Source organism: Natrinema sp. 1APR25-10V2 (assembly GCF_031626495.1).
Classification (GTDB): Archaea; Halobacteriota; Halobacteria; order Halobacteriales; family Natrialbaceae; genus Natrinema.
The window spans coordinates 626,940-647,629 of record NZ_JAMQOJ010000001.1 but is presented as its reverse complement, the minus strand read 5'-3'; the positions used below and the strand labels follow the sequence as shown (position 1 = coordinate 647,629).

The following is a 20,690-nucleotide window of genomic DNA, read 5'->3' as shown; positions in this document are numbered from 1 at the left end:
ATGCACTCTATCAGGGACTATTTGATTGGCCAGTTGGATACTCCCCATCCTTTACACTTAGTGTGAGTGAACAATATGTGAAAAAGTAATCTGAATATTTTTGATACTTGTGAGTATTCCTAAGAGTGGCTCTCTTGAATATGCCCTAAAGTGAACAGAACTCCAAGTACTGTGAATGGATTGGATCAGTGGCGAAACGCAAGCTAGCCTGCGTCCCCCTTCTTCTTGAATTCCTCGTGTACCGGGTAAGTTCCGTGTCGATATCCTCCTCGAGTTTGCCTGTCTGGACTTTGCTGTCAGTCATTTCTAACTGGTGTCCGAGTTGTCCCTCCAACTGAGACACGAAATCCAATATAGCGCGAATAACCCCCCTCAATCCCAATCGGCAATAGCTTCAAGTGTCCTAGTTCTTAGTGACAATTAGGACATGAGGATCGACACAGACAACGACCGGACCAAATGTTGGCTCACCCGCAGCGAAATCAATACCCTCGCACGCTACGCCCCACACCGCGAGGGCGAATTAGCAGTCCGCCTCATGGGCGACTGCGGCCTCCGCTCGTTCGAAACCGTGCAAATCTGCCCCAAACACAAACGACGGTCCGAGGACGGCAGTGCATGGCTCCTCCGTGTCCCGAGAGGCAAAGACACCAAAGACGGCGACGGCAAAGCCCGTGATACCTTCCTCCCGGACTCGACCGAGCAACTCCTGCACTCTTACCAACGCGACGAAGGTCTCGATATGGACGCGGCGTACCTCGACGTAACGCCCCGCTCGGTCCGCCGCTGGGTAGACAAGGCGGCGGAGACCGCACACGAGGCTACGGGGCGGGACGACTGGACGAACGTCTCAAGTCACGATCTCCGCCGCTCGTGGGCTACCTATCTGCTCGTAGAAGAACGACGCAACGCCCGAATTATGCTCGCCGCTGGAGGCTGGTCAGACTTTGAAGCGATAAAGCCGTACCTCGCGGAAGCAACGGAGGGCGCAATCGTTGAGGAACTGTCGGACGTGGAGTTCTAATCGTCAGCAATCTCGCCAATGATGTGTTTCATCGCTAAAACGTCGTCACGGACTACGACATAATCCAGAAGCTCGAGGAGAAGGTTGGCGAGGAGGTTACGACCGAAGGTGCGTTCCTCTGCTGGGATCACTTTGCCGAACTAAAAGGCCTGCAAGAGTACGAGTGCGGCAACGGATAGTATATTATGCAGCACCCCCCGTCGTACAGTTGGCGAGACCGCTTCCGCAATTAATTGGACGAGGAATCCATCCATAAGACATCTTTTGTACAGAGTGGGGCGTTCTTGTTCCGCTTCACTCGGACAGTATCGCCACGCGCAGGAAGCTGCTACTTCAAGGGAATTCTCGCTCCGCTCCACTTCGTTCCGCTCCGCTCGAACAAGTATCGCCACGCGTGGGGAGTAGTCATTCCGGGGGAGTTCCCGCTCCGCTTCACTTCGTTCCGCTTCGCGAGAACTCATCGATTTGCTGATTCTAACTACCGGGTAATACCCCGCGTACAGAGCGTCCTACCAATGTTGGTAGGTCGTTTCGACGCCAAGGTGGTTGCGAACGCGTTCTATTAGCGCGTTCGGTTAGTACAGTACCCTCTAACGGAGGTTTATTAGTATTACTTGCACACATTACCGCTCTAGTTCTTACCTCCTAGAGAGAGTGTGCAAGGGCCATTTCGCCCCGACCTAACACGGACCGCCATTTTCGTCCTACCAACACTGGTAGGACGCGTAGGGGGTGATGAATGGCAACCTCCGCAGAGCCATTCAACGGCCTCACGTAGTCTTCTCTATGTTTTCCGTGCATAAAGCAATTTCGCCTAAAGGACATTGGGATAGATTACCGCACAGAATTATGCTCAACTCTTGAGAGATAATATATAAAATTCTACCTATGGGTAAAAGGCCGAAGATAGATGGAAATATAATGGCTTCCTAAAGCAACTATGGAATTGAAACCCTCATTTAGTGGCAACAGATGCGAACTGAATACCACGAACGTGGGCAAGGGACATCTTTCTGTGTAGAGAACTACCGTTGCCCGTAAAGACGCACGTCTATACACGCATCCACAGAAATCTCGGTTCCATTTCTATACCAATATGAATGGAGTACATTCTTAATCCATTACTGTTGAGTATCATACATCTTTCGCGCAGGCCTCGCGATGCCTGTAGATGTCGAGGGGATTGTCGCCCGCATGGAGTTTCGCCCCACACGCTCGACAGATAACGTAACCGTCCTCGTCGGCCGGAGCAAACCGCTCCTCATCGATGTCGTTCATACATAAATTAAATCAATTCTAGAATAAAGTTGTATGGAAGCAGATACTAGAAATATGGGGCGTGATCGTGATATACGAGTCGTATGGTGCAAAACCAGACTTACGAAGTCGGCCCGGACGAGAAGATCGTCGAACCGCCCGCGGAGTGTAGCATCACGGTCACGGACAATCTCGTCCAGACCCATGTTCGGGCGGGTCACTCGTTAGAGGAGACGGTCTCCGCTGCCCATCAGGAGGCGAGATGGGCTCTCGACCGGGGCGACGTATTGTTCGAAAAATACGAGATTATTGATGTTTCGCCGAAATAATACGATGGTACAAGACATCCAGCGCCGATACATGGACGGACGCGAGGCGAAGAACATAAAAAACTATCCGGACCCCGAGAACGTGCCCCGCAATCTCGTGAACCGACTCGCGGTTGAGTTGCTCGTCGAGGCAACGTGTCCTGCGTGTCATCGATCCGCACACTACTACAGCTCGAACTCTTTGCAGGAGATCGAATGCACGAATGCAGACTGCGACGAGGAGTTCCTGATCCCCTGACCCCCATGCCACTCCCACTGTCCGTAGAACTGTTCGTCTGGCTACTTGTGGTTGCAGTCGTCCCGAGGCTGGTGGCTATCGCGATGTCGGTGTTCTCAACGGTCGCCGTCTGGGTGACTCGCGTCCTTGCGATGATCCTGCTGCTCTATTTCTTTTTACTCTGATCTGGTATTCTCTGGTGGACTTCCTAACTGGTCGTGGAGTTCTTGGGGGTCACTGACGATACAGACTGGCCACTGCGTTTACCGTGCATGCGATGCTTTCGGAACGCGGCAGGACTACGCTTGCCATCTGGGTGTATATGGATTGGCACCGAGACGGAGATGACAATGATATACCTCGCAATATGGATGGTTGATCCCCCTGCGTAGACCAGTTTTACTATATGGGGACTATATCGTAATTGCAAGTTCTGGGTGTCGTAAAACTTATAGCGATATAACCAATTATACTGGTCGCAATGGTTCCAGAGCCCATTGACCACGATGGAGAAACTAACATCGAACAAGAACTCGCGAATGCTGACTGCATCGACACCGCCCGCACCGCGTTCACCGTCGCGGACGATGCACCGAACAATTATCGCGCGGCCGATATCGAACCAGACATCGCCCAACTCGCGCGTCCAAACGACGTCTACGGGAACTCCCATACCGCAGTCCTCTACGATCCCGACAGTGACTCCCGATTCTGCGCCATCGCAGGGCGTGCAGACGATGACACCGTGTGGACAATCTACGATACTGGCGTGTTTACCGTGGTGGAAATAGACGCGGAATACCCTGTCCACGACATTGAGGAGTGGCCCGATGAAGAACCAGATACCTGCTCACGGACGGTCTTCCACGAAATTACTGGGATCGCCGAGGGTTGGCGTGTTGAATCGATCAGCGACGGATCTGCGCAGTTCTGGGACGAGCAGGACCATGGCAACTTAATCATTGAGTTTGTTCTCAACGGAGGTGCTGCCTAATGGCTGGAGTGCGCAAGTCGGGCGAGACAATCATCGCGCAGGCCTCGGGACCGTGCGCAGACGCTCGCTTCGGCGAGGTCGAACAGGGCGAGGTGAAGGGGCGCTCGACGAATATCCTCTCCTTAGCTCTTGAGGACGGGGAAGGCGTCGTCGTGTTGTTCTATGATATGGAGCGCGTGTCGGTGCTCTGCGCGGCGGAACACATGTCCGATATCGCCGACCGGATGGGGTGTAATCCCTACGACGTTCCGAGTCGGACCGTCCGACCCCACAGACAGGGCGGCGGACTCGCACTCCCGCTCTCCTCCGCATACTCACCACGTCGGTTACTGAAACCGGCGGACTCGGTAAAATTTCTCACAAACGATAAGAATCCGGGGTTCATCGTCGCGCACAATGACGAGGGAACGGGACGGGTGGCCCTGTATGCTCGCAACTCGTTCGGAGGGGGTGATTCCGATGACTAAGACGGTGCACTTCGATTGTTACCGGTGCGGTGACGACGGCGTGCAAGTCCGCCGACTTGATGAATCGAAGTGCCACAAACTGAACGGAGCGGCGCGAACGGTCGCGTATCGCTGTGAGGGATGTAAAGAATTGAGTTATGTGTATTTGACGCCCGCGGGGTGTCCTGTCGACTGTCAGGGACTGCTCGTCTCGGTCGAGGGTGATTCGGAATGATGTCGTGCGATATCTACGACTCGCTCGAGTTGTAATGACAAATATATGAATTGGCCAGCAAGGAGTCAAACGGGTTGCTGTGTCTGTGTCGGGAGTGCTACGTGCCCGGGCCTGACGTGATAGATACGTGCCCGGGCAATTTGGAGAGGGTCGACTTCCGTGCTCGGAAGGGGTGACCCAAGCTCGCGATGCCTTCCGCGTCATAGATACCCGTGTTGTCGGGGTCGAAGCGGAACCTGACGAACTTCGCGAGGAATTAGACGGCAAGCGGTCGGGCTTAGTGATCCCGGTGATCGGGCTCGACTCTTTGGTCCTGTATAATGGATTATACGAGGTGAGGTAGAGGGACCGATTTTGGAACGGGGTTGGCTTCAAAATCCCGATCCACACGCGGGTGAAAACGAACCGGAAACGAGGTTTGCGGTGGGACCGACCCAATCAACACTGACTCAATGTTTCCCCTCGTACCCGCCGTCATTCTCCACTAACGGATCTGTTGAAACCCTATTGACGTGACACCCTTCTACTGAAACAGCCGTTTGGTAGGTATGCGAACAGAATGTTTCAGAAAAAGGTCCGGGTGCGAGACTCCATGAACTGCGCATACACACATAGTATGTGGTGATTGTCTAGATGATCGTCAACGGCTTTTATAATGGACAATCCCCTAATGTCAAATTGTAGATAAAATCATGGCCCAATCAGCTACGACCACACCGGAGGACGACCTGACTGTGCACGATGCGATTTCTCAGTATTTGGATGATAAGGCAGTTGACGCCGAGGATGGGACAGTACGAGCCCATAGTCATCGTCTGTCGACGTTCGCGGATTGGTGTGAAGAGCAGGGCATTCAGTACCTGTCGGATATTCGCCCGACGCATTTCCGAGAGTTCCGTCAGTGGCGGAACAAGGAGGTGAAGAAGATCACGCTGAAGACGCAGATGGATACGTTGCGGGTTTTTGTCCGTTGGTGCGAGGATTATAATCACCTCGAGACGGACATGACGGCCGCGGTGAAATCGCCATCTCTCGATAAACATGATGGGGTCGATCTCGATTCAATTGCGATCCCCCGGGCGGTACGGATTCAGGAATATCTGCGAAAATACGAGTATGCCAAGCGTGAGCATGTAGTATATGAGTTGATTTGGCATGCGACGCTTCGGAACTGCACGGTGCACTCGCTTGACGTCTCAGATTTTGACCGCGCTGATCAAACATTAAAAATCCGACATCGCCCCGACGAGGGGACTGGACTGAAGAAACAGTACGATAGTGAACGGGACATCAACCTTGCTGATGATGTCGCTGAGATTGTTGCCGATTGGATTGATGATCAGCGCCCGGATGTCACAGACGAGTATGGTCGCAAGCCACTCATCGCATGGGAATCTGGACGCCCGCCGCGGCAGTCAGTAGCGAAGGACATCTATTGGACGACGACGCCGTCGTATATCGGTGAGGAATGTTCTTGTGACGAGTGCGAAGCTACCAGTGCAAATAATGCCCACCTGTGTAATGATTCAGTCTCACCGAAACGCGTGAGAAAGGCAAGCATCACCTATCATCTGGATCAGGGTTGGCCGGATCAGGTCGTCGCAGACCGCGCGGACAATAGTGTGGATATCATTCGGAAGCACTACGACACTGCTGATCCCGATGAGAAAGCAGCGAGGCGGCGGAAGTTTATGGATGCGCTCGAGGATGACGAGTAGTGCGGTGTGGTCTTAGATTTGCTCTATTTTCGCTAGTAACATACAGGGGGGTGTATGGGGGGTATATGACACCGTGCCATGTGACTACATGCCCTCATATGTGATTTTTTAGTTAGGATAGCCAATAAGATTGTCAATTTTGGCAACATTGAATCCTACTCAATCGCGCGCAACCGTCGGGCGCGAACCTGTGACGGGTTGAAATCCAAATGCGAACGACCACCAAAACTAAATACGGGTAGACGCCGTCTTGCGAATTCGAATTAATTACAGAAGGGATGGGCGCTACAGGATTTGAACCCGTGACAGCTTGGTCCGAAGCCAAGTACTCTGTCCAGACTGAGCTAAGCGCCCTCACCGTTTCGTTTCCGATGAGTCCGTATAAGTCACTCGATTTTCAGCGATTCCGACAGGGGCTGACACGCTCACTGACCGACAATTTTCACTCGATGACAATCACCGCGGGGGGTCTTTGGTATAGGCTCCCAACGTCTATCTGTGCTATGACGGTGAACGAGGCCCCAATCCCCGACGAGGCGCAGTCCGGCACGACGCCGCTCGAGTTGCTCACCGACGACGAGCAGTTCTGGACCGCCGTGCCAGCCGACGCGAGCGGCGACGAGCGGATGACCAAGTGGCTCGAGGTCGAGGGCGAAACGCTCTGTGACCTCGAGCAGTGGCGCTGAGCCGCCACCCCGGTCCTGGGGTCGGTTCTCCGTCCGTGATTTCGTCTCCGGTGGCTTCCGTCCACGAGCGAACGCACCGGCCGCGGACCGCACCGTTTAACCGGGCCGCCTGACCACTCCCCCCTATGACAGCGGGGGAGACGGTTCGCGGGTTGCTCGAGTTGACCCGGCCGGTGAACGTGGTCGCCTCGAGCGTGCTGACCTTCATCGGGGCGTTCGTCGCGGGCGGTGTCGCCGGCGATCCGCTTGCGGTCGCCGCGGCGGTCGCGGCCACGGGGCTCGCGGTCGGTGCCGGGAACGCGATCAACGACTACTTCGACCGCGAGATCGATCGAGTCAACCAGCCCGACAGAGCGATCCCACGCGGCGCGGTGAGCCCGCGCGGGGCGCTCGTCTTCAGCGTTGCGCTCTTCGCGGGTGCGGTCGCGTTCGCACTGACGCTCCCGCGGTTGGCGCTCGCCATCGCCGGGATCAATCTCCTGGCGCTGGTGGCCTACACCGAGGTGTTCAAGGGCCTGCCGGGACTCGGCAACGCGCTGGTCGCCTACCTGGTGGGGAGCACGTTCCTGTTTGGGGCCGCAGCGGTCCGCGGAGACGGCGAACTCGTCCCCGCGATCGTCCTCTTTATCCTCGCGGCGGTCGCGACGCTGACCAGGGAGATCGTCAAGGACGTCGAGGACATCGAGGGGGACCGCGAGGAGGGGCTGAACACGCTCCCGATCGCGATCGGCGAACGCCGAGCGCTGGCTATCGCCGCCGTCCTCCTTGGGGCAGCGGTGGTCGCGAGCCCGCTGCCGTACGTCCGCGGTGACTTCGGGGTCGCCTATCTGCTGGTGGTCGCCCCGGCCGACGCGGTCATGCTCGCGGCCGCCTACGAGAGCTTCCGGGACCCGACGGTAGGCCAGTCGCGGCTCAAGTACGGCATGTTCCTCGCCGCGCTGGCGTTTATTGTCGGCCGCGCTGCCCTCGAGCTACCGGCGGTGTAGCCACCCGAAGGCCGTACCAGCCGAGCGACCACCGGCGACGCAGTCGGCGTTCACAACGTGTTTTCTAATCAAAAGTACTATAAGCCGCTTCGCGTATTTTCATGTAACACGCCGGACGCTGAAGTGGGCGGTACCAGGACGTCGTCGCGGCGGCGGTGGATGTGAGTATCTGGTATGTATGACCTCGCAGATGTCCTTCCGGACGTCGAGATCGATCCGGGGACGAACGTGCTAATCGCGGGCCCGCCACTGACGGGAAAGCGGCGGATCGCCTTCGATATACTGGCGAGCGGTGCAAATCGAGGTGACGGGTCGATCGTCGTTACCACGAAAGATAGCGCCGACAAGGTCCTCGAGAGCTTCGACGATCACGTCGGCGACGGCGTCGATCCCGACGTCGGTGTCGTCGACTGCGTGACGAAACAGCGCGGCATCGGGACCATCGACGACGATCCGCGGATCAAGTACGCGTCCTCGCCCGTCGACATGACCGGTATCGGAATTAAACTCTCGGAGTTCCTCCAAGAGTTTTACGAGGCGCGCGGGCTCACCGAGAACCGCGTCCTCCTCCACTCCGTCTCGACGCTGCTGATGTACTCCGACCTGCAGACCGTGTTCCGGTTCCTCCACGTCTTCACGGGCCGAATCCAGAGCGCCGACGCCATGGGCATCTACGTCATCGACTCGACCGCCCACGACGACCAGACGATGAACACGCTCAAACAGCTGTTCGACGGCGTCCTCGAGCTCGAGGAGTCGGCCGACGGCGAGGAACCCGAGATTCGGACGGCCGGCTTCTCGACGTGATCTGACCGCTTGCGGCCACGCACACGTTCTCCGCGACCCCGAGACGTTTACTGCTCGAGCGCGTAGCTGCGCGTATGCCAGTCGACTCCGCAGACGAACTCGAGGCAATCCTCGACTACGACACGATCGCCGTCGTCGGCTGCTCGAGTACGCCGGGGAAAGCGGCCCACGACGTACCGAAGTACCTGCTCGAGCACGGCTACGACGTGATTCCGGTCAACCCCTACGCCGACGAGATCTTCGGCCGCGAGGTCTACGATTCGCTCGCGGACGTCGACGACGAGATCGACGTGGTCTGTATCTTCCGTCCCAGCGAGGAGGTCGGGGAGATCGTCGACGCGGCCCTCGAGCGCGACGACGTGCAGGTCATCTGGACCCAGCAGGGCATCCGCGACGACGAGGCGGCCACCCGCGCGGAGACCGAAGGAAAGCAGGTCGTTCAGGACCGCTGTATGAAGGTTCAGCACCGGCGGCTGGCGGCCTGATCCGGCCCGCCTACGACGTCCACTCCTCGAACGAGCGGTAGATCCCCTTCGAGAGGTATCGCTCGCTCGAGTCGGGGAAGATCGTGACGACCGTCTCGGACGGAACGTCGAGATCGCCGTCGGCGATTTCTCCGGCGACTCGTTTGGCGGCGACGCTCGCGGCACCCGCACTCGAGGCGACCAGATGCCCCTCCTCGCGAGCGAGTCGCTCGAGTTCATCGTGGGCGTCGCGGTCCGAGACCGCGTCGACCGTATCGACCAACTCGGGGTCGAACAGTTCGTTCGTCGTGACGTCGTGAGTGCCGATCCCCTCGATCTTGTACTCGGCTTCCTCGCGGTCCTCGCCGAGGAGTTCGCCGTACACCGACCCTTCGGGTTCGACGGCGACGACGTGGGTGTCGGGGTCGTGTTCGCGGGCGTAGCGGGCGAGCCCCATGAGCGTACCGGCGGTGCCACAGCCGGCGACGATGGCACCGACCTCCCCGTCGAGCGCCTCGTAGATCTCGGGAGCGGTCGTCTCGTAGTGGGCCTGAGCGTTCAGCGGATTCGAGAACTGCTGGGGGACGACGGCGTCTTCGAGTTCCGCGGCGAGTTCGTGTGCGCGTTCGATCGCACCGTCCATCCCGTCAGCCGTGGGCGTGTTGATCACGTCCGCACCTAGTGCGGCCATCAACTGCTGTTTCTCCACGCTGAACCGTTCGGGGACGACGAAGACGGCCTCGAGCCCGAGTCGCCCGGCTGCGATCGCGAAACCGATGCCAGTGTTGCCGGCGGTCGGCTCGACGATCGTGCCGCCGGGCGAAACGTCGCCGCGCTCGAGCATCCGCTCGAGCATGTAGCGGCCGATCCGGTCTTTGATGCTCGCACCGGGGTTGAACGACTCGAGTTTCGCGTAGATCGGCACGTCCGTCGGACCGCCGTGCAGCCGGACCAGCGGCGTTCGGCCGATCGTCTCGAGGACGGAGTCGACCGGCTCCTCGTAGGTCGTCATCGTGCCGGCAAAAGGTATCGCCGCTGTTAGCTCTTGTCCCGGTCCGGTGGACCCGCGCAAACTCCGAGAGCGGGCTACTCGGCCGTCGTCTCGCCGGCGGTCGTCTCGGCTTCGCTCGACGCCGAGTCGTCGGCGTCGACGTCGACCTCGTCGATCGCCGCCTCGGCGAGGATCTCCTCGCCGTCTATCCCCTGTTCCTCGGCGAGCGCGAGCAGCAGTTGGCGCTGCTCGGTGAGCTGGTGATCCAGCCGGGTGACCGTGTCGTGGGTTTCGTCCGTTTTCTCCTCTAACCCCGTGATTCGCTGCTGGAGCTTCTGTACTTGCTTGTACATCGCCTCGGCCCGATCCGAGAGGGTCTGAATCTTCTTTGCGGTGCTGCCGAGTCCCATAGCTAAAGGATGTGTCGGGGAACTAATGGGCCTTTTCCTCGCTCGGCGTGTCGGTAGCGACCGTTCCTCGAGTGGCCTCGATTTGGCAGATCGTAGCACGATCCGAGAAATTTATTACGAACCGCGAACAGCGTTCTACTGGATGCGGGGCGATCAGCCATGGTGCCCACACGCACACCAAGCCCCTGGATGCAGAACCTCGACCTGCCGTCCCAGCTATTCGAGGACATCGGTGGCAACGACTACGAACTGTACGAAGAGGACGACGAGTTCGTCCTCACCGTCGACATGCCGGGCTTCGAGACCGACGAGATCGAGCTGGCGTGGGACGACGGCGTCCTGAACGTCGCCGCCGAACACACCGACGAGAGTCGCGGCCGGAAGGAGACCTATCACCGTCGGTTCCGGTTCCCCAAGACCGTCGCCGACGACGAAATCAGCGCCGAGTACACCAACGGCGTCCTCGAGGTCCGGCTGCCGACGGTCGAGTCGACCGCCCGCGGCAAGGAGATTCCGCTCGAGGGTTGAGCGGTAGCCGCCGAGTCGACGACCACATCCGTCGCAGGTGAATCGACGCCCGGGCTCGCCCGGTGAACCGCCTCCTCGTCGACGCGTTCGAGTCGGCGCGTCGACCGGTCGGTCCTGTCCTGATTTCGTCGTTCGCACGCGTCGACGCCACCACGGCCGAGCAGCCATGCGACCCCGAGTAAAACCGCTCAAGCGGAAGGACGCAGGGAGCGGCCTGGCCGCGATCGACCGCGAGACGATGGCCGAACTCGGCGTCTCGAGCGGCGAGTTCGCCGCGCTCGAGGGGCCCGACGGCCGCGTCGTCGCGCGGGTCTGACCGGGCCGCAGCGAGGACTCGGGTTGGGGTATCGTCCGGATCGATGGGCAGCTCCGGCAGGCCGCCGGCGTCCGGATCGACGACCGAGTCAGCGTCGAGACGGCCGACGTCGAGCCGGCCGAGCGAGTCACGCTCGCCCTGCCCGAGAACGTTCGCATTCAGGGCGACGTCGGCTCCTACCTCAAGGACAAACTCTCCGAGCGGGCCGTCAGCACCGGCGACACGTTCTCGCTATCGCTGGGCTTCGGCCTGCTCTCGACGCGCTCCGGCCGGCGGCTCCCGGTGACGGTCGTCGACACCGAACCGAGCGGCTCCGTCGTCGTCACTACCGAGACTGCGGTGACGGTGACCGAACGCGGCGACGACGAACTCGCTGTCGAAGCGACCGGACCGCTCGAGGGCGACGGCGAACCTGCCGAACGGCCGCCGGACGTGGCCTACGAGGACGTCGGCGGTCTAGACGACGAACTCGAGCAGGTGCGGGAGATGATCGAGCTCCCGATGCGCCACCCCGAGCTGTTCCGGGCGCTCGGGATCGAGCCGCCGAAGGGCGTCCTGCTGCACGGCCCGCCGGGCACCGGGAAGACGCTGATCGCCCGCGCGGTGGCCAACGAGATCGACGCCAACTTCGAGACGATCTCCGGGCCGGAGATCATGTCGAAGTACTACGGCGAGAGCGAAGAGCAACTCCGCGACGTGTTCGAGGAAGCTGCCGAGAACGAACTCGCGATCGTCTTCACTGGACCGACACCGGCGACACGCTCGGCACCGACGACGGACTCCGCCGGCTCTACGCTCGCGAGTTCGACGCCGGGACCGCCTGGCTCGGCGGCTGTCCGAACACGCATCGGATGGACACTGCGTTCGTCGACCGGGCGTAGGACCCGAGAAACCGACGGCCCTCGACTCGCGCTCCGATCGGTTCGAATCCGTTCGCGTCGGCGAAACCGAACGCCGGCTCGAGGGTGCGGAGACGAAAGGCCCATAAGTGCCGGCCGCCTATCAATGGATGGACTAGGTCGGGCAGTTTGGCCCTGCTCGTTACCCGCGCTATGGTCATTAGCGGGGACCGAACGCCGCGGGCGTCCGGTCAGACCGACCGGGGCCCCGGGAGCCAACAGAGAAGCCTCGTCCGTCGGGGACAGCGGTCCACGATGGCCGTCCGCAGGGACGCCCCATCGTGGTTAGTCGGCGACAGCCCATCAGGCGCGGAAGCGAGCAGTGGACCGCCGGACACCTGTCGCTCGACGGGTCGCGGGGTGGAGAAGGCAACCGGGATTCCCCCGGCCGGAACGCCGGGCCACCGCGGTCGTCCGCATTCATACGCGACGAACTTTCACTCTACAGGCGCGGCTTCGCCGCCCTTTCAGTGACATTTCGAACAGAAGCTTCCACCGTTCGTTTCTTCCAGTCGCTCACATCGATCGTCAGCCCGTTCGCTCGTTGTACTCGCTCACGGAACGCACGTGAACACTCCCCTCGACCGGTGACCCCGTTCGACGAGACGACACTGTCCGATGGCTGCACAGAGCGACGGTTCGCGAGACTGGCGACGGTTCATCGCAGCGCGAATATGCGAACGCTTATTCGCCCCTAATTTTATGTAGTATCGCATGAGGAACTATCGGTTTGCAGTTGTTCTGGCGCTGCTCGTGGTAAGCGTCCCGCTGAGCGGGTGTGCCGCGCTCGACACGCCCTCGAGCGATGCCGAGGCCTCCGGTTCCGAGCCCGACCCGGAAGCGGTGTTCGAGGCGGCGTACGTCTACGGCGACGATCTCGAGGACGTGACGGGAACGCGGCGAAACGAGGTAACGAACGGGAGCCATACGCTCTCCGAAGTCGTTCAGGTGTACGAACGGCCGTACGTCGATCAGCGAACGAAGGTGATCGACGCCCCCGATCCGAACCAGATCGGCAATCTCTACGTGTCGAACGCCACGAAGAACTGGTTCTATTATCCGAGCGCAGGGGTCGCACAGTACTTCGAGCCGGAGAAACCGTTCGACGACGAGGTCCGATCGAGTCGGGCGGAGATGGCCGCGGAGAACCTCGGGAAATACGACATCGAGTACAACGGCACCGATCGGGTCGCGGGTCGAGAGACGCACGTCCTCGATGTCGAGGCGAAAAACGAGACCGTCGAGAAGGGGATCTCCGCGATCGTCGGCGACACTGAGTACGTCTACGCACTCGAGACGAGCAATCCGAGGAAGGGGCTTCGGGTCGTCGAGCAGACGCTGTGGATCGATACGGAGTACGAGTATCCGCTCAAAGAGAGAGTGGTGTTCAAACCGGCGGGAGAAGAGCGGATCGTCATGGTCGAGGAGTTCGAATCGGTGGCGTTCAACAGCGGTCTGGACGACGAGACGTTCGCGTTCGAGCCGCCGGCAAACGCGACCGTCGAGGACATCTCCTGAGAGAAGTGGAACGGTCGGCAGCGGGTCGCGGCCGGTAGCTCCTATTCGGCCGGCTGGACGACGCTCTGGCCGTCACCGCTCTCGATGTTGAGGCCGCCCTCGAGCGTCCGGACGGGGTAGGGAATGTCGATCCCTTCCTCGTCGAAGCGCTGTTTGACGGCGGTGACGTACTCCCCGCGTGTCCGAACGAAGTCGGCGCGCGAGGGGTTCTCGATCCAGAACCGCGACTGGAGGCCGACGTCGGAGGAGCCCAGTTCCGTCAGCCGGACCGAGGGGGCAGGGTCGTCCATGATGTCGGGGTGGCGCTCGGCCTCCTCGACGATGATGTCGGTCGCCCGCTGGATGTCGTCGTCGTAGCCGATCCCGAAGACGAACTTCAGTCGGAGCTTGTCGGCGTCGACCGGATTCTTGAGTACGTCGTCGGTGAGCGCCGAGTTCGGCACCGTCAACAGTTCGTTGTCGAACGTTCGGACGCGAGTGACCCGGAGGCTGATGTCCTCGACGGTGCCCGCGTAGGTGCCGTCGTCCCACTCGATCCAGTCGCCGATCCGGAACGGCTTGTCCGTGTAAATGAAGACGCCGGCTACGAAGTTCGAGATCACGTCCTGCATCGCCAGCCCGATCGCGAGCGCGCCGGCCGCCGCGATACCGGCCATCGAGACGAGGAAGTTGCCGTAGCCGCCGAAGCCGAACGCGACTGCGAAGGCGAGGAAAGCGGCCCCGAATCGGGCGATCATCAGTAGCGGGTTCTTGGCGTGCTCGTCGAGACCCCGCCTGTCCAGGGCACGTTCGACGATCGGGACGATGACGAACCGACCCACGAGCCAGATCGCGACGAACGCGATCGCAAACCGGATCACGCCCTCCGCGCTCGCGGCCATCGACGAGCCAAAGAGGTCCGTGCGCTCGAGCGCTTCGCCGACCGGCCCCAACTCGCCGTTCTGTAGCGGCGTCGGTCCTGGGGCGGCACTCATCGATGGAGCACCGCTGTATGCCCACGCGTGTCGATCAGTTCCGCGTTGACGCGGTCGGCGAGGTCGGCCGCCTTCTCGTCGGTCGAACTCCCTGCGCGGGCAGCGCGGAGAAACTTCACTTTGACGAGGTCGCGATTCGCCAGTTGATCGTCGAGTTCGTCGACGACCGAATCGACGCCGCTCTTGCCGACCCAGACGGTGACGTCGAGATCGTGAGCCCGCTGCTTGAGTTCCTGTTTATCCATGACGCTGGATAACGAAGCGAGGCGTTTCAATCTTCTCGAATCGGAATTGGACGAGGGCGGTATGGGATGTGGCGAGAACAGTCGACGGCGACGTTCAATCCTCGTATGGATACCGAGCGTGTGCCCCGCAGTCACAGGTGATCACCACGTGACCGTCCTGCAACCGGACGCGGGCGTTCGCTCCCGGCCGGAGGTAGGCGTCACAGCGATCGCAGGTGAAGCGCCGAAACTCCCGCGGCAGCGTCAGTCGGTTGCGCTCCGCGACCCGCCGTGCCAACCGGACGTAGTAGCGCGCTCGATCGTCCTCGCCGTCCGCTGCCGCCGCTCGAGCGAGGTCGTGGAGCCGCTCGATCCGTTCGGCGGCGAGATCCATACGCCGTGTTTCGTCGGTCGACCTATTGGTGTTGCGCTCCGGCAGCGAGCTACCTGTTGCCGTTCGTCACCCGTCCCAAACTTGTGTACAAGCCTTCACCTGTGGCGAATGTACCGCCGTTTGAAAAGATTCTTTACTCAGCCCCGTATTCGAACAGAGTGCACAGTATTGTTATATATCGAATCAAATGAGGTGCGACATAACTGAATGAATTGGAACCCCTCCCCGCCCACGGACGGCGTCAGCAGACGCTCGTTCCTCGCTGCCGGTGCTGTCGGCACGACAGTCGCGACCAGCGGCTGCATCAACAGCGTCCAGAGCGTCGTCGACCAGAGCGGACACAACCAACTCTCGCTGTCCATCACCACTGTTCCAGCGGACGGGGACAGACAGAACGTCCGGATCGCCCGCCGACTCGAGAAGCGCCTCAAGCAGGTCGGCATCGACGTCTCGCTGGATATGCGGTCGCGGTCGGAACTGTTGGAGACCGTCCTGATCAACCAGGACTTCGACCTGTACGTCGGTCTCCATCCCGCCGACTACGACCCGGACTTCCTCTACGAGGCCCTCCACTCCACGTACGCGAACGAGGCCGGCTGGCAGAACCCTTTCGGGTTCACCAACATGGCCTTCGATACTCGCCTCGAGGCCCAGCGGCGCACTGACGGCGCGGAACGAATCGCCTACGTCGAGTCGGTCCTCCAGGGACTGGCACAGGCCAAACCGTTCGAACCGATCTGTCTCCCGGACGAAATCCGCGTTGCCGACGCGGATCGGTTCGACGGCTGGACCGACGGCGACCTCGCGACCCGACACGGCTATCTCGGGCTCGAACCTGCAGACGGCGTCGACCGGCTACACGCCCTCCTGACCAGCGGCCGCACGACGATGAACCTCAACCCGCTTTCGGCGACGTTCCGAAAACAGGGGACGACGATCGATCTGCTCTACGACTCGCTGGGAAGCGAGCGCGACGGTACCGTCGAGCCGTGGCTCGCGGAATCGTGGGAGTGGACCGAGGAACCCGAGAAGACGAGCGATCGCGACGGGAAAACGACTCGGACGGCGACAGTCACCCTCCGAGACGGGTGTCAGTTCCACGACGGCACGCCAGTGACTGCCGACGACGTCGCTTTCACGTACCGGTTCCTCACGGATACGTCGCTCGGGCGGGCCAACGTCCGCTCTCCGGCACCCCGCTATCAGGGGCACGTGAGCGTCATCGACGAGATCTCCGTCGACGAGACGGACGACCGTCGGCTGACGATCACGGTGACGAGCAGTCGCGAAGTCGGCGAACGAGCGTTTACCGTTCCGGTCTTGCCGGAGCACGTCTGGCGAAAGCGAGTTAACCAGCACGCCGCTGCCGGCGATTTCACTGCCTCACAGGGGCGATGGAGCGTCGTCACAGCGAAAAACGTTCCGCCCGTCGGAAGCGGCCCGTACCGGTTCGAAACCCGAACCGAAGACGAGTCACTGGTTCTCCGCCGATTCGGGGACCACTTCACGCTCCGAGACGACGTTTCGCTGCCCGGGCCAACGGTCGACGAGCTCCGATTTACCGTCGATCCTGGCAGCGTCTCGTCGATCGGTCGCGTCGCCGACGGCAACGCGGACCTGACGGCATCGATGCTCAGCGCCCATTCGTTCGGGGCGATCCCCGACTCGTCGGCTATCGAGCGACTGGAATCGCCGTCGCGGATGTTCTACCACATCGGATTCAACGTCCGGAACGCGCCGTTTAGCAACTCCCACTTTCGCCGGGCGATCACACAGTTGCTCGACAAGAAAGCCATCGTCGAGGACGTGTTCTTCGGCAACGCGACGCCCACCGCGACGCCGGTGACAGGCGAGTGGGTTCCGTCGTCGCTCGAGTGGGACGGCGAGGATCCGGTGACGCCCTTCGTCGGTTCCAACGGCGAACTCAACGTCGAAGCGGCGAAATCGGCGTTCGAGACGGCCGGGTTCCGTTACGATGATAACGGGCGCTTGCTTGGTGGCTACTAGTTGCGATGCTCGCCGAGGTTTTGATCCAGCTCGTCGTCGCTGTTGCCGTCTTGCTACCGGTCTCGGTAGTCCTCTTCGTCGGCCGCGAGCGACTCGCACGAACGCGGGCGGAATGGCGGTCGCGCCTCAGAACGAACGCGCCGGTCATCGCCGCCCTCATCGTGGTGTTGCTGATCAACCGGGTGGCGAGACAGACGGCACCGGCGATCTCGCGGGAAATCGGGATCCACCTGACCGCGACGTTTTACAACCTCGAAGGGGAGTTCATCCTGATCTTCCAGTCGATCGCAAGCGCCGAGCTGACGGCATACTTTTCGACGGTCTACGTCTTCGGTTATACGTTCCTGTTGATCTTTCCGGTCATCGCGTACTTTACGCTCTCCGACACGCGGATCTTCCGCCGACTGTTGACGGCGTACGCGCTCAACTACGCGCTCGGGCTGGTCCTGTATATTCTCGTGATCGCGTACGGCCCCCGAAACGTGATGCCTGCCGAACTCGCACCGACGATGCTGTACGATACGCATCCGCAGTATCAGTATCTCACGCGCGAAGTCAACGCCAACACCAACGTCTTTCCGTCGTTGCACACCTCGCTGTCGGCCACCGTCGCCACGTTTGCGGCCATGACGCGGTCGGCGTTTCCGAAATGGTTCCCCGTCGCGGTCGTACTGGCCGCGAGCGTCGCGATCTCGACGATGTACCTCGGGATCCACTGGGGGATCGACGTGACCGCCGGATTGTTGCTCGCTGCGCTCTGTGTCAGACTCTCCGACCGGCTCGTCGGCCGCTGGTCGCTGTCGGAACGGTTCGGCGACCGGTATCCCCGGCTTCGGAACCACGACCGCGATCAGGACTGAGACGGTTCACAGCGGGACGCTCGCTATCCAACCGTTGGGCGATTGAGGGGACGTTACGACTCACGAGAGCACAATACTGTTATATTGAGGGTAGCCAACAGTAAAAAACGGACCAAATGAACGGACGACGGACCGCCCCGAAACCGAGCAGCCGCGACGCCGACGGCAGTCCCATCAGTCGTCGCGCCATGCTGGCGGCGACGACCGGGCTAACGGTCTCGACTAGCGGCTGCGTTCAACGCTTCCAGGACCTCGTTACCCGAAACAACATCGATCAGCTCTCGCTGACGATCACCACCCTCCCCGCCGATAGCGACAGAGAGAGTATTCGAATCGCCAACGAACTAGAACGCGTCTTCAAGCAGGTCGGAATCGACGTCTCCTACGACATCCGATCGGGCATCGACTTCCTCCGGACGGTGCTGTACGACCACGAGTTCGATATCTGTATCAGTCGTCATCCGGGTGGCACTGACCCCGATTTCCTGTACGAGACGTTGCACTCACTGTACGCGGACGAATCGGGCTGGCAGAACCCCTTCGGATTCACCAACCTGAACGTCGACGACTTCCTCGAGAAACAGCGCCACGTCTCGGGCGAGCGGCGTCGCGAAGCCATCACGGCGGCGCTCGAGTCGATCGCGACCGTCCAGCCATTCGTTCCGATCTGTATCCCCGAGGAACATCGGCTCGTCGGGACCGATCGGTTCGACGGGTGGGGCGAAGGGCACCTCGCGACCCGGCAGGGGTATCTCGGCCTCGAGCCGGCCGTCGGCGTCGATACGCTGCGTGCGAGCCACACCGATGGCAGACCGACTGAAAACCTCAATCCGCTCGCGGTCGGCTATCGCGGCCGCGGACTGTTCACCGAGTTGCTCTACGACTCGCTGGCTACCGAGGATTCCACCGGCGACGTTCAGCCGTGGCTCGCCGAGTCGTGGGAATGGGACGGACGGACGGCAGCCGTTCGCCTCCGCGACGGCTGCGAGTTCCACGACGGCGTGTCGGTGACCGCCACCGACGTCGACTTCACCTACCGATTCCTGCAAGACATGTCGCTCGGGAACCACGACGACGCCGTCCCGACACCTCGCTATCGTGGCCAGGTCGAAGCCGTCGAGTCCATCGAGATCCGCAGTCGAGATCGGCTGGAGATAACGGTCGACACGAATCAGCCGGTCGGCGAGCGCGCCCTTCTGGTCCCGATCCTCCCCGCGCATATCTGGCGTGAACGGACCGCCGACGCGTCGGGTCCCGGCGGCGTCAGCATCACACAGGGAACGACGAAGGCGGTCACTACGAACAACGTTCCGCCGGTCGGGAGCGGTCCCTATCAGTTTGCGAACCGGACTCAGGGAGAGCAACTGACGTTCGAACGCTTCGATTCCCACTTCACGCGGCGAGCCGGCGTCGATCTCCCGTCACCGACCGTCGACGAGTTTGCCGTCAGAATCTCCCCGAGCAGCGAAACGGCAGTCAACGCCGTTGAAAACGATCTCGCCGACGTGACGAGTACGGCACTCGAGAGGAGCATCATCGACAACGTGGGGGGTTCGGGCACCACTCGGTTGATCGAGTCTCCGTCGTGGACGTTCTACTTCCTCGGGTTCAACGCGCGGAACTCGCCGTTCAGCAATCCGCGGTTTCGGCGAGTCATCGCACGGCTGGTCGACAAAGAGTGGCTCGTCGAGACCGTGTTCCACGGGAACGCACGGCCGATCGCAACCCCGGTCACCGAACAGTGGGTTCCCAAAAGCCTCGAGTGGGAAGGGGAAGATCCCGAACTGCCGTTCCTGGGGACGGACGGCGAGGTCGATGTGAACGCAGCGAAGGCCGCGTTCGAACGAGAAGGATTCCATTACGACGAAGACGGCCGGCTCCGGGTCAGACAGTAGTCGCCAGCGATGACCTCGTCGCGATCGGTATCGGCGTCGCTGATCGATGACTCGAGACGCGGAAAACCGATCGTACGGGGTGGTTACTGGTCCTCGAGCGCGTCGGCGATGCGCTTCAGCGCGCGGGTCTGATCGCGCATCTCGTCGCGGAGTTGTCGAACCTCGCGGACGAGTTCCTCGTTGCTTTCGTCCTGACCGCCAGCACCGGGGCCGCCCGGACCGCCGGGGCCGGCACCGGGGCCACCGCCCATCATGCCGCCCATCATCTGGGCGAACGGGTTGCCACCGCCCATGCCGCCCGGGCCGCCGGGGCCGCCACCGCCGCCGAACGGGCTCTCGGGGGCGTCGCCTTCGCCCTCGCCCTCTTCGGCGCGCTTCTCGCGAATCTCCTCGACTCGCTCGCGGAAGGACTTCTCCTCGCTACCCTCGCCTGCGTCGTCTCCGTCAGGGGATTCGTTTTCGTCCGTCATACAATCCGATTCCGTAGCCCGGGGGAAAAGGGTTGCCATGT

The 20,690-nt window shown here is 61.0% G+C and carries 23 protein-coding genes, 1 tRNA gene, 1 other RNA gene and 1 pseudogene; 18 read left to right on the top strand and 8 right to left on the bottom strand.

The genetic code is table 11. The features are described 5' to 3' along the window. Positions 1 to 427 precede the first annotated feature (427 nt). Positions 428 to 1,024, top strand: a complete 597-nt coding sequence (locus NDO75_RS03455) for a site-specific integrase (RefSeq protein ID WP_310904701.1) — start codon at positions 428 to 430, stop codon at positions 1,022 to 1,024. A 1,134-nt stretch (positions 1,025 to 2,158) separates the two neighbouring features. On the opposite strand, the gene NDO75_RS03450 is transcribed toward NDO75_RS03455, so the two are convergent. Further along, positions 2,159 to 2,302, bottom strand: a complete 144-nt coding sequence (locus tag NDO75_RS03450; RefSeq protein ID WP_310904700.1) for a hypothetical protein — start codon at positions 2,300 to 2,302, stop codon at positions 2,159 to 2,161. Positions 2,303 to 2,385: 83 nt separating this feature from the next. Between NDO75_RS03450 and NDO75_RS03445 the strand changes: the two genes are divergently transcribed. The 6 genes from NDO75_RS03445 (at position 2,386) to NDO75_RS03420 (ending at position 6,220) form a co-directional block, all read left to right on the top strand. Further along, entirely contained in the window at positions 2,386 to 2,610 is a 225-nt protein-coding gene (locus NDO75_RS03445; RefSeq protein WP_310904699.1) for a hypothetical protein, read from the top strand. A 4-nt stretch (positions 2,611 to 2,614) separates the two neighbouring features. Beyond that, the gene (locus NDO75_RS03440; protein WP_310904698.1) at positions 2,615 to 2,848 is read left to right on the top strand and encodes a hypothetical protein; all 234 of its coding nucleotides are present in this window, start codon (positions 2,615 to 2,617) and stop codon (positions 2,846 to 2,848) included. A gap of 5 nt (positions 2,849 to 2,853) precedes the next feature. Then, positions 2,854 to 3,012 carry a hypothetical protein gene (locus NDO75_RS03435; protein WP_310904697.1) on the top strand — a complete coding sequence of 53 codons (159 nt, stop codon included), beginning with the start codon at positions 2,854 to 2,856 and terminating at the stop codon, positions 3,010 to 3,012. Positions 3,013 to 3,308: 296 nt separating this feature from the next. Then, entirely contained in the window at positions 3,309 to 3,821 is a 513-nt protein-coding gene (locus tag NDO75_RS03430) for a hypothetical protein (RefSeq protein ID WP_310904696.1), read from the top strand. Further along, a complete protein-coding gene (locus NDO75_RS03425; RefSeq protein WP_310904695.1) occupies positions 3,821 to 4,288 on the top strand; it encodes a hypothetical protein in 468 nt (155 codons plus the stop codon). Before NDO75_RS03430 ends, NDO75_RS03425 begins: the two co-directional genes overlap by 1 nt. Positions 4,289 to 5,194: 906 nt before the next feature. Continuing rightward, positions 5,195 to 6,220 (top strand): site-specific integrase, encoded by a 1,026-nt coding sequence (locus NDO75_RS03420; RefSeq protein WP_310904694.1) that lies wholly within the window; start codon positions 5,195 to 5,197, stop codon positions 6,218 to 6,220. A 279-nt stretch (positions 6,221 to 6,499) separates the two neighbouring features. Here NDO75_RS03420 and NDO75_RS03415 read toward each other — a convergent pair. After that, a tRNA-Arg gene (locus tag NDO75_RS03415) sits at positions 6,500 to 6,574 on the bottom strand. A gap of 149 nt (positions 6,575 to 6,723) precedes the next feature. Here NDO75_RS03415 and NDO75_RS03410 point away from each other — a divergent pair. The 4 genes from NDO75_RS03410 (at position 6,724) to NDO75_RS03395 (ending at position 9,184) form a co-directional block, all read left to right on the top strand. Further along, positions 6,724 to 6,906 (top strand): hypothetical protein, encoded by a 183-nt coding sequence (locus NDO75_RS03410; RefSeq protein ID WP_310904693.1) that lies wholly within the window; start codon positions 6,724 to 6,726, stop codon positions 6,904 to 6,906. Between the two features lie 125 nt (positions 6,907 to 7,031). Next, the gene (locus tag NDO75_RS03405; protein ID WP_310904692.1) at positions 7,032 to 7,892 is read left to right on the top strand and encodes a geranylgeranylglycerol-phosphate geranylgeranyltransferase; all 861 of its coding nucleotides are present in this window, start codon (positions 7,032 to 7,034) and stop codon (positions 7,890 to 7,892) included. A gap of 174 nt (positions 7,893 to 8,066) precedes the next feature. After that, positions 8,067 to 8,699, top strand: a complete 633-nt coding sequence (locus tag NDO75_RS03400) for a recombinase RecA (RefSeq protein WP_310904691.1) — start codon at positions 8,067 to 8,069, stop codon at positions 8,697 to 8,699. A 74-nt stretch (positions 8,700 to 8,773) separates the two neighbouring features. Beyond that, positions 8,774 to 9,184, top strand: coding sequence for a CoA-binding protein (locus tag NDO75_RS03395; RefSeq protein ID WP_310904690.1), 411 nt, complete (start codon positions 8,774 to 8,776; stop codon positions 9,182 to 9,184). A 10-nt stretch (positions 9,185 to 9,194) separates the two neighbouring features. Here NDO75_RS03395 and NDO75_RS03390 read toward each other — a convergent pair whose 3' ends face one another. Then, positions 9,195 to 10,175: a PLP-dependent cysteine synthase family protein gene (locus NDO75_RS03390; RefSeq protein ID WP_310904689.1), complete on the bottom strand. Its 981-nt coding sequence runs from the start codon at positions 10,173 to 10,175 to the stop codon at positions 9,195 to 9,197. 74 nt (positions 10,176 to 10,249) lie between these two features. Then, positions 10,250 to 10,564: a DUF5798 family protein gene (locus NDO75_RS03385; protein ID WP_310904688.1), complete on the bottom strand. Its 315-nt coding sequence runs from the start codon at positions 10,562 to 10,564 to the stop codon at positions 10,250 to 10,252. A gap of 159 nt (positions 10,565 to 10,723) precedes the next feature. Between NDO75_RS03385 and NDO75_RS03380 the strand changes: the two genes are divergently transcribed. The 4 genes and pseudogenes from NDO75_RS03380 to NDO75_RS03365 all read left to right on the top strand — a co-directional run bounded on the left by NDO75_RS03380 (position 10,724) and on the right by NDO75_RS03365 (position 13,825). Next, the gene (locus NDO75_RS03380; RefSeq protein ID WP_310904687.1) at positions 10,724 to 11,092 is read left to right on the top strand and encodes an Hsp20/alpha crystallin family protein; all 369 of its coding nucleotides are present in this window, start codon (positions 10,724 to 10,726) and stop codon (positions 11,090 to 11,092) included. Positions 11,093 to 11,258: 166 nt separating this feature from the next. After that, positions 11,259 to 12,146 (top strand): annotated as a pseudogene (locus NDO75_RS03375) (AAA family ATPase); the annotation flags it as partial. A gap of 269 nt (positions 12,147 to 12,415) precedes the next feature. After that, an RNA gene (gene ffs / locus NDO75_RS03370) (signal recognition particle sRNA) lies at positions 12,416 to 12,727 on the top strand. 294 nt (positions 12,728 to 13,021) lie between these two features. Next, positions 13,022 to 13,825, top strand: a complete 804-nt coding sequence (locus NDO75_RS03365) for a DUF2092 domain-containing protein (RefSeq protein WP_310904686.1) — start codon at positions 13,022 to 13,024, stop codon at positions 13,823 to 13,825. A 41-nt stretch (positions 13,826 to 13,866) separates the two neighbouring features. Here NDO75_RS03365 and NDO75_RS03360 read toward each other — a convergent pair whose 3' ends face one another. From NDO75_RS03360 to NDO75_RS03350, 3 genes are all read right to left on the bottom strand, one after another. After that, complete coding sequence (locus tag NDO75_RS03360) at positions 13,867 to 14,799, bottom strand: mechanosensitive ion channel family protein (protein WP_310904685.1); 933 nt, start codon at positions 14,797 to 14,799, stop codon at positions 13,867 to 13,869. Continuing rightward, a complete protein-coding gene (locus NDO75_RS03355; RefSeq protein ID WP_310904684.1) occupies positions 14,796 to 15,044 on the bottom strand; it encodes a YhbY family RNA-binding protein in 249 nt (82 codons plus the stop codon). The genes NDO75_RS03360 and NDO75_RS03355 overlap by 4 nt, the downstream gene beginning before the upstream one ends. Positions 15,045 to 15,138: 94 nt before the next feature. Next, positions 15,139 to 15,417, bottom strand: a complete 279-nt coding sequence (locus tag NDO75_RS03350; RefSeq protein ID WP_310904683.1) for a ribonuclease P protein component 4 — start codon at positions 15,415 to 15,417, stop codon at positions 15,139 to 15,141. Between the two features lie 207 nt (positions 15,418 to 15,624). On the opposite strand from NDO75_RS03350, the gene NDO75_RS03345 reads away from it, so the two are divergent. The 3 genes from NDO75_RS03345 to NDO75_RS03335 all read left to right on the top strand — a co-directional run bounded on the left by NDO75_RS03345 (position 15,625) and on the right by NDO75_RS03335 (position 20,179). Then, positions 15,625 to 17,424: an ABC transporter substrate-binding protein gene (locus NDO75_RS03345; RefSeq protein ID WP_310904682.1), complete on the top strand. Its 1,800-nt coding sequence runs from the start codon at positions 15,625 to 15,627 to the stop codon at positions 17,422 to 17,424. Between the two features lie 5 nt (positions 17,425 to 17,429). Further along, positions 17,430 to 18,284: a phosphatase PAP2 family protein gene (locus tag NDO75_RS03340; RefSeq protein WP_310904681.1), complete on the top strand. Its 855-nt coding sequence runs from the start codon at positions 17,430 to 17,432 to the stop codon at positions 18,282 to 18,284. A 188-nt stretch (positions 18,285 to 18,472) separates the two neighbouring features. Then, entirely contained in the window at positions 18,473 to 20,179 is a 1,707-nt protein-coding gene (locus NDO75_RS03335; RefSeq protein ID WP_310905170.1) for an ABC transporter substrate-binding protein, read from the top strand. 83 nt (positions 20,180 to 20,262) lie between these two features. Here NDO75_RS03335 and NDO75_RS03330 read toward each other — a convergent pair whose 3' ends face one another. Continuing rightward, positions 20,263 to 20,649, bottom strand: a complete 387-nt coding sequence (locus NDO75_RS03330) for a hypothetical protein (RefSeq protein WP_310904680.1) — start codon at positions 20,647 to 20,649, stop codon at positions 20,263 to 20,265. Positions 20,650 to 20,690 lie beyond the last annotated feature (41 nt).

Bases quoted from the DNA above. Each gene is read 5' to 3' on its own strand.
- NDO75_RS03455 (WP_310904701.1), top strand. From the start codon at position 428: ATGAGGATCGACACAGACAACGACCGGACCAAATGTTGGCTCACCCGC.
- NDO75_RS03450 (WP_310904700.1), bottom strand. From the start codon at position 2,302: ATGAACGACATCGATGAGGAGCGGTTTGCTCCGGCCGACGAGGACGGT.
- NDO75_RS03445 (WP_310904699.1), top strand. From the start codon at position 2,386: ATGGTGCAAAACCAGACTTACGAAGTCGGCCCGGACGAGAAGATCGTC.
- NDO75_RS03440 (WP_310904698.1), top strand. From the start codon at position 2,615: ATGGTACAAGACATCCAGCGCCGATACATGGACGGACGCGAGGCGAAG.
- NDO75_RS03435 (WP_310904697.1), top strand. From the start codon at position 2,854: ATGCCACTCCCACTGTCCGTAGAACTGTTCGTCTGGCTACTTGTGGTT.
- NDO75_RS03430 (WP_310904696.1), top strand. From the start codon at position 3,309: ATGGTTCCAGAGCCCATTGACCACGATGGAGAAACTAACATCGAACAA.
- NDO75_RS03425 (WP_310904695.1), top strand. From the start codon at position 3,821: ATGGCTGGAGTGCGCAAGTCGGGCGAGACAATCATCGCGCAGGCCTCG.
- NDO75_RS03420 (WP_310904694.1), top strand. From the start codon at position 5,195: ATGGCCCAATCAGCTACGACCACACCGGAGGACGACCTGACTGTGCAC.
- NDO75_RS03410 (WP_310904693.1), top strand. From the start codon at position 6,724: ATGACGGTGAACGAGGCCCCAATCCCCGACGAGGCGCAGTCCGGCACG.
- NDO75_RS03405 (WP_310904692.1), top strand. From the start codon at position 7,032: ATGACAGCGGGGGAGACGGTTCGCGGGTTGCTCGAGTTGACCCGGCCG.
- NDO75_RS03400 (WP_310904691.1), top strand. From the start codon at position 8,067: ATGTATGACCTCGCAGATGTCCTTCCGGACGTCGAGATCGATCCGGGG.
- NDO75_RS03395 (WP_310904690.1), top strand. From the start codon at position 8,774: ATGCCAGTCGACTCCGCAGACGAACTCGAGGCAATCCTCGACTACGAC.
- NDO75_RS03390 (WP_310904689.1), bottom strand. From the start codon at position 10,175: ATGACGACCTACGAGGAGCCGGTCGACTCCGTCCTCGAGACGATCGGC.
- NDO75_RS03385 (WP_310904688.1), bottom strand. From the start codon at position 10,564: ATGGGACTCGGCAGCACCGCAAAGAAGATTCAGACCCTCTCGGATCGG.
- NDO75_RS03380 (WP_310904687.1), top strand. From the start codon at position 10,724: ATGGTGCCCACACGCACACCAAGCCCCTGGATGCAGAACCTCGACCTG.
- NDO75_RS03365 (WP_310904686.1), top strand. From the start codon at position 13,022: ATGAGGAACTATCGGTTTGCAGTTGTTCTGGCGCTGCTCGTGGTAAGC.
- NDO75_RS03360 (WP_310904685.1), bottom strand. From the start codon at position 14,799: ATGAGTGCCGCCCCAGGACCGACGCCGCTACAGAACGGCGAGTTGGGG.
- NDO75_RS03355 (WP_310904684.1), bottom strand. From the start codon at position 15,044: ATGGATAAACAGGAACTCAAGCAGCGGGCTCACGATCTCGACGTCACC.
- NDO75_RS03350 (WP_310904683.1), bottom strand. From the start codon at position 15,417: ATGGATCTCGCCGCCGAACGGATCGAGCGGCTCCACGACCTCGCTCGA.
- NDO75_RS03345 (WP_310904682.1), top strand. From the start codon at position 15,625: ATGAATTGGAACCCCTCCCCGCCCACGGACGGCGTCAGCAGACGCTCG.
- NDO75_RS03340 (WP_310904681.1), top strand. From the start codon at position 17,430: ATGCTCGCCGAGGTTTTGATCCAGCTCGTCGTCGCTGTTGCCGTCTTG.
- NDO75_RS03335 (WP_310905170.1), top strand. From the start codon at position 18,473: ATGCTGGCGGCGACGACCGGGCTAACGGTCTCGACTAGCGGCTGCGTT.
- NDO75_RS03330 (WP_310904680.1), bottom strand. From the start codon at position 20,649: ATGACGGACGAAAACGAATCCCCTGACGGAGACGACGCAGGCGAGGGT.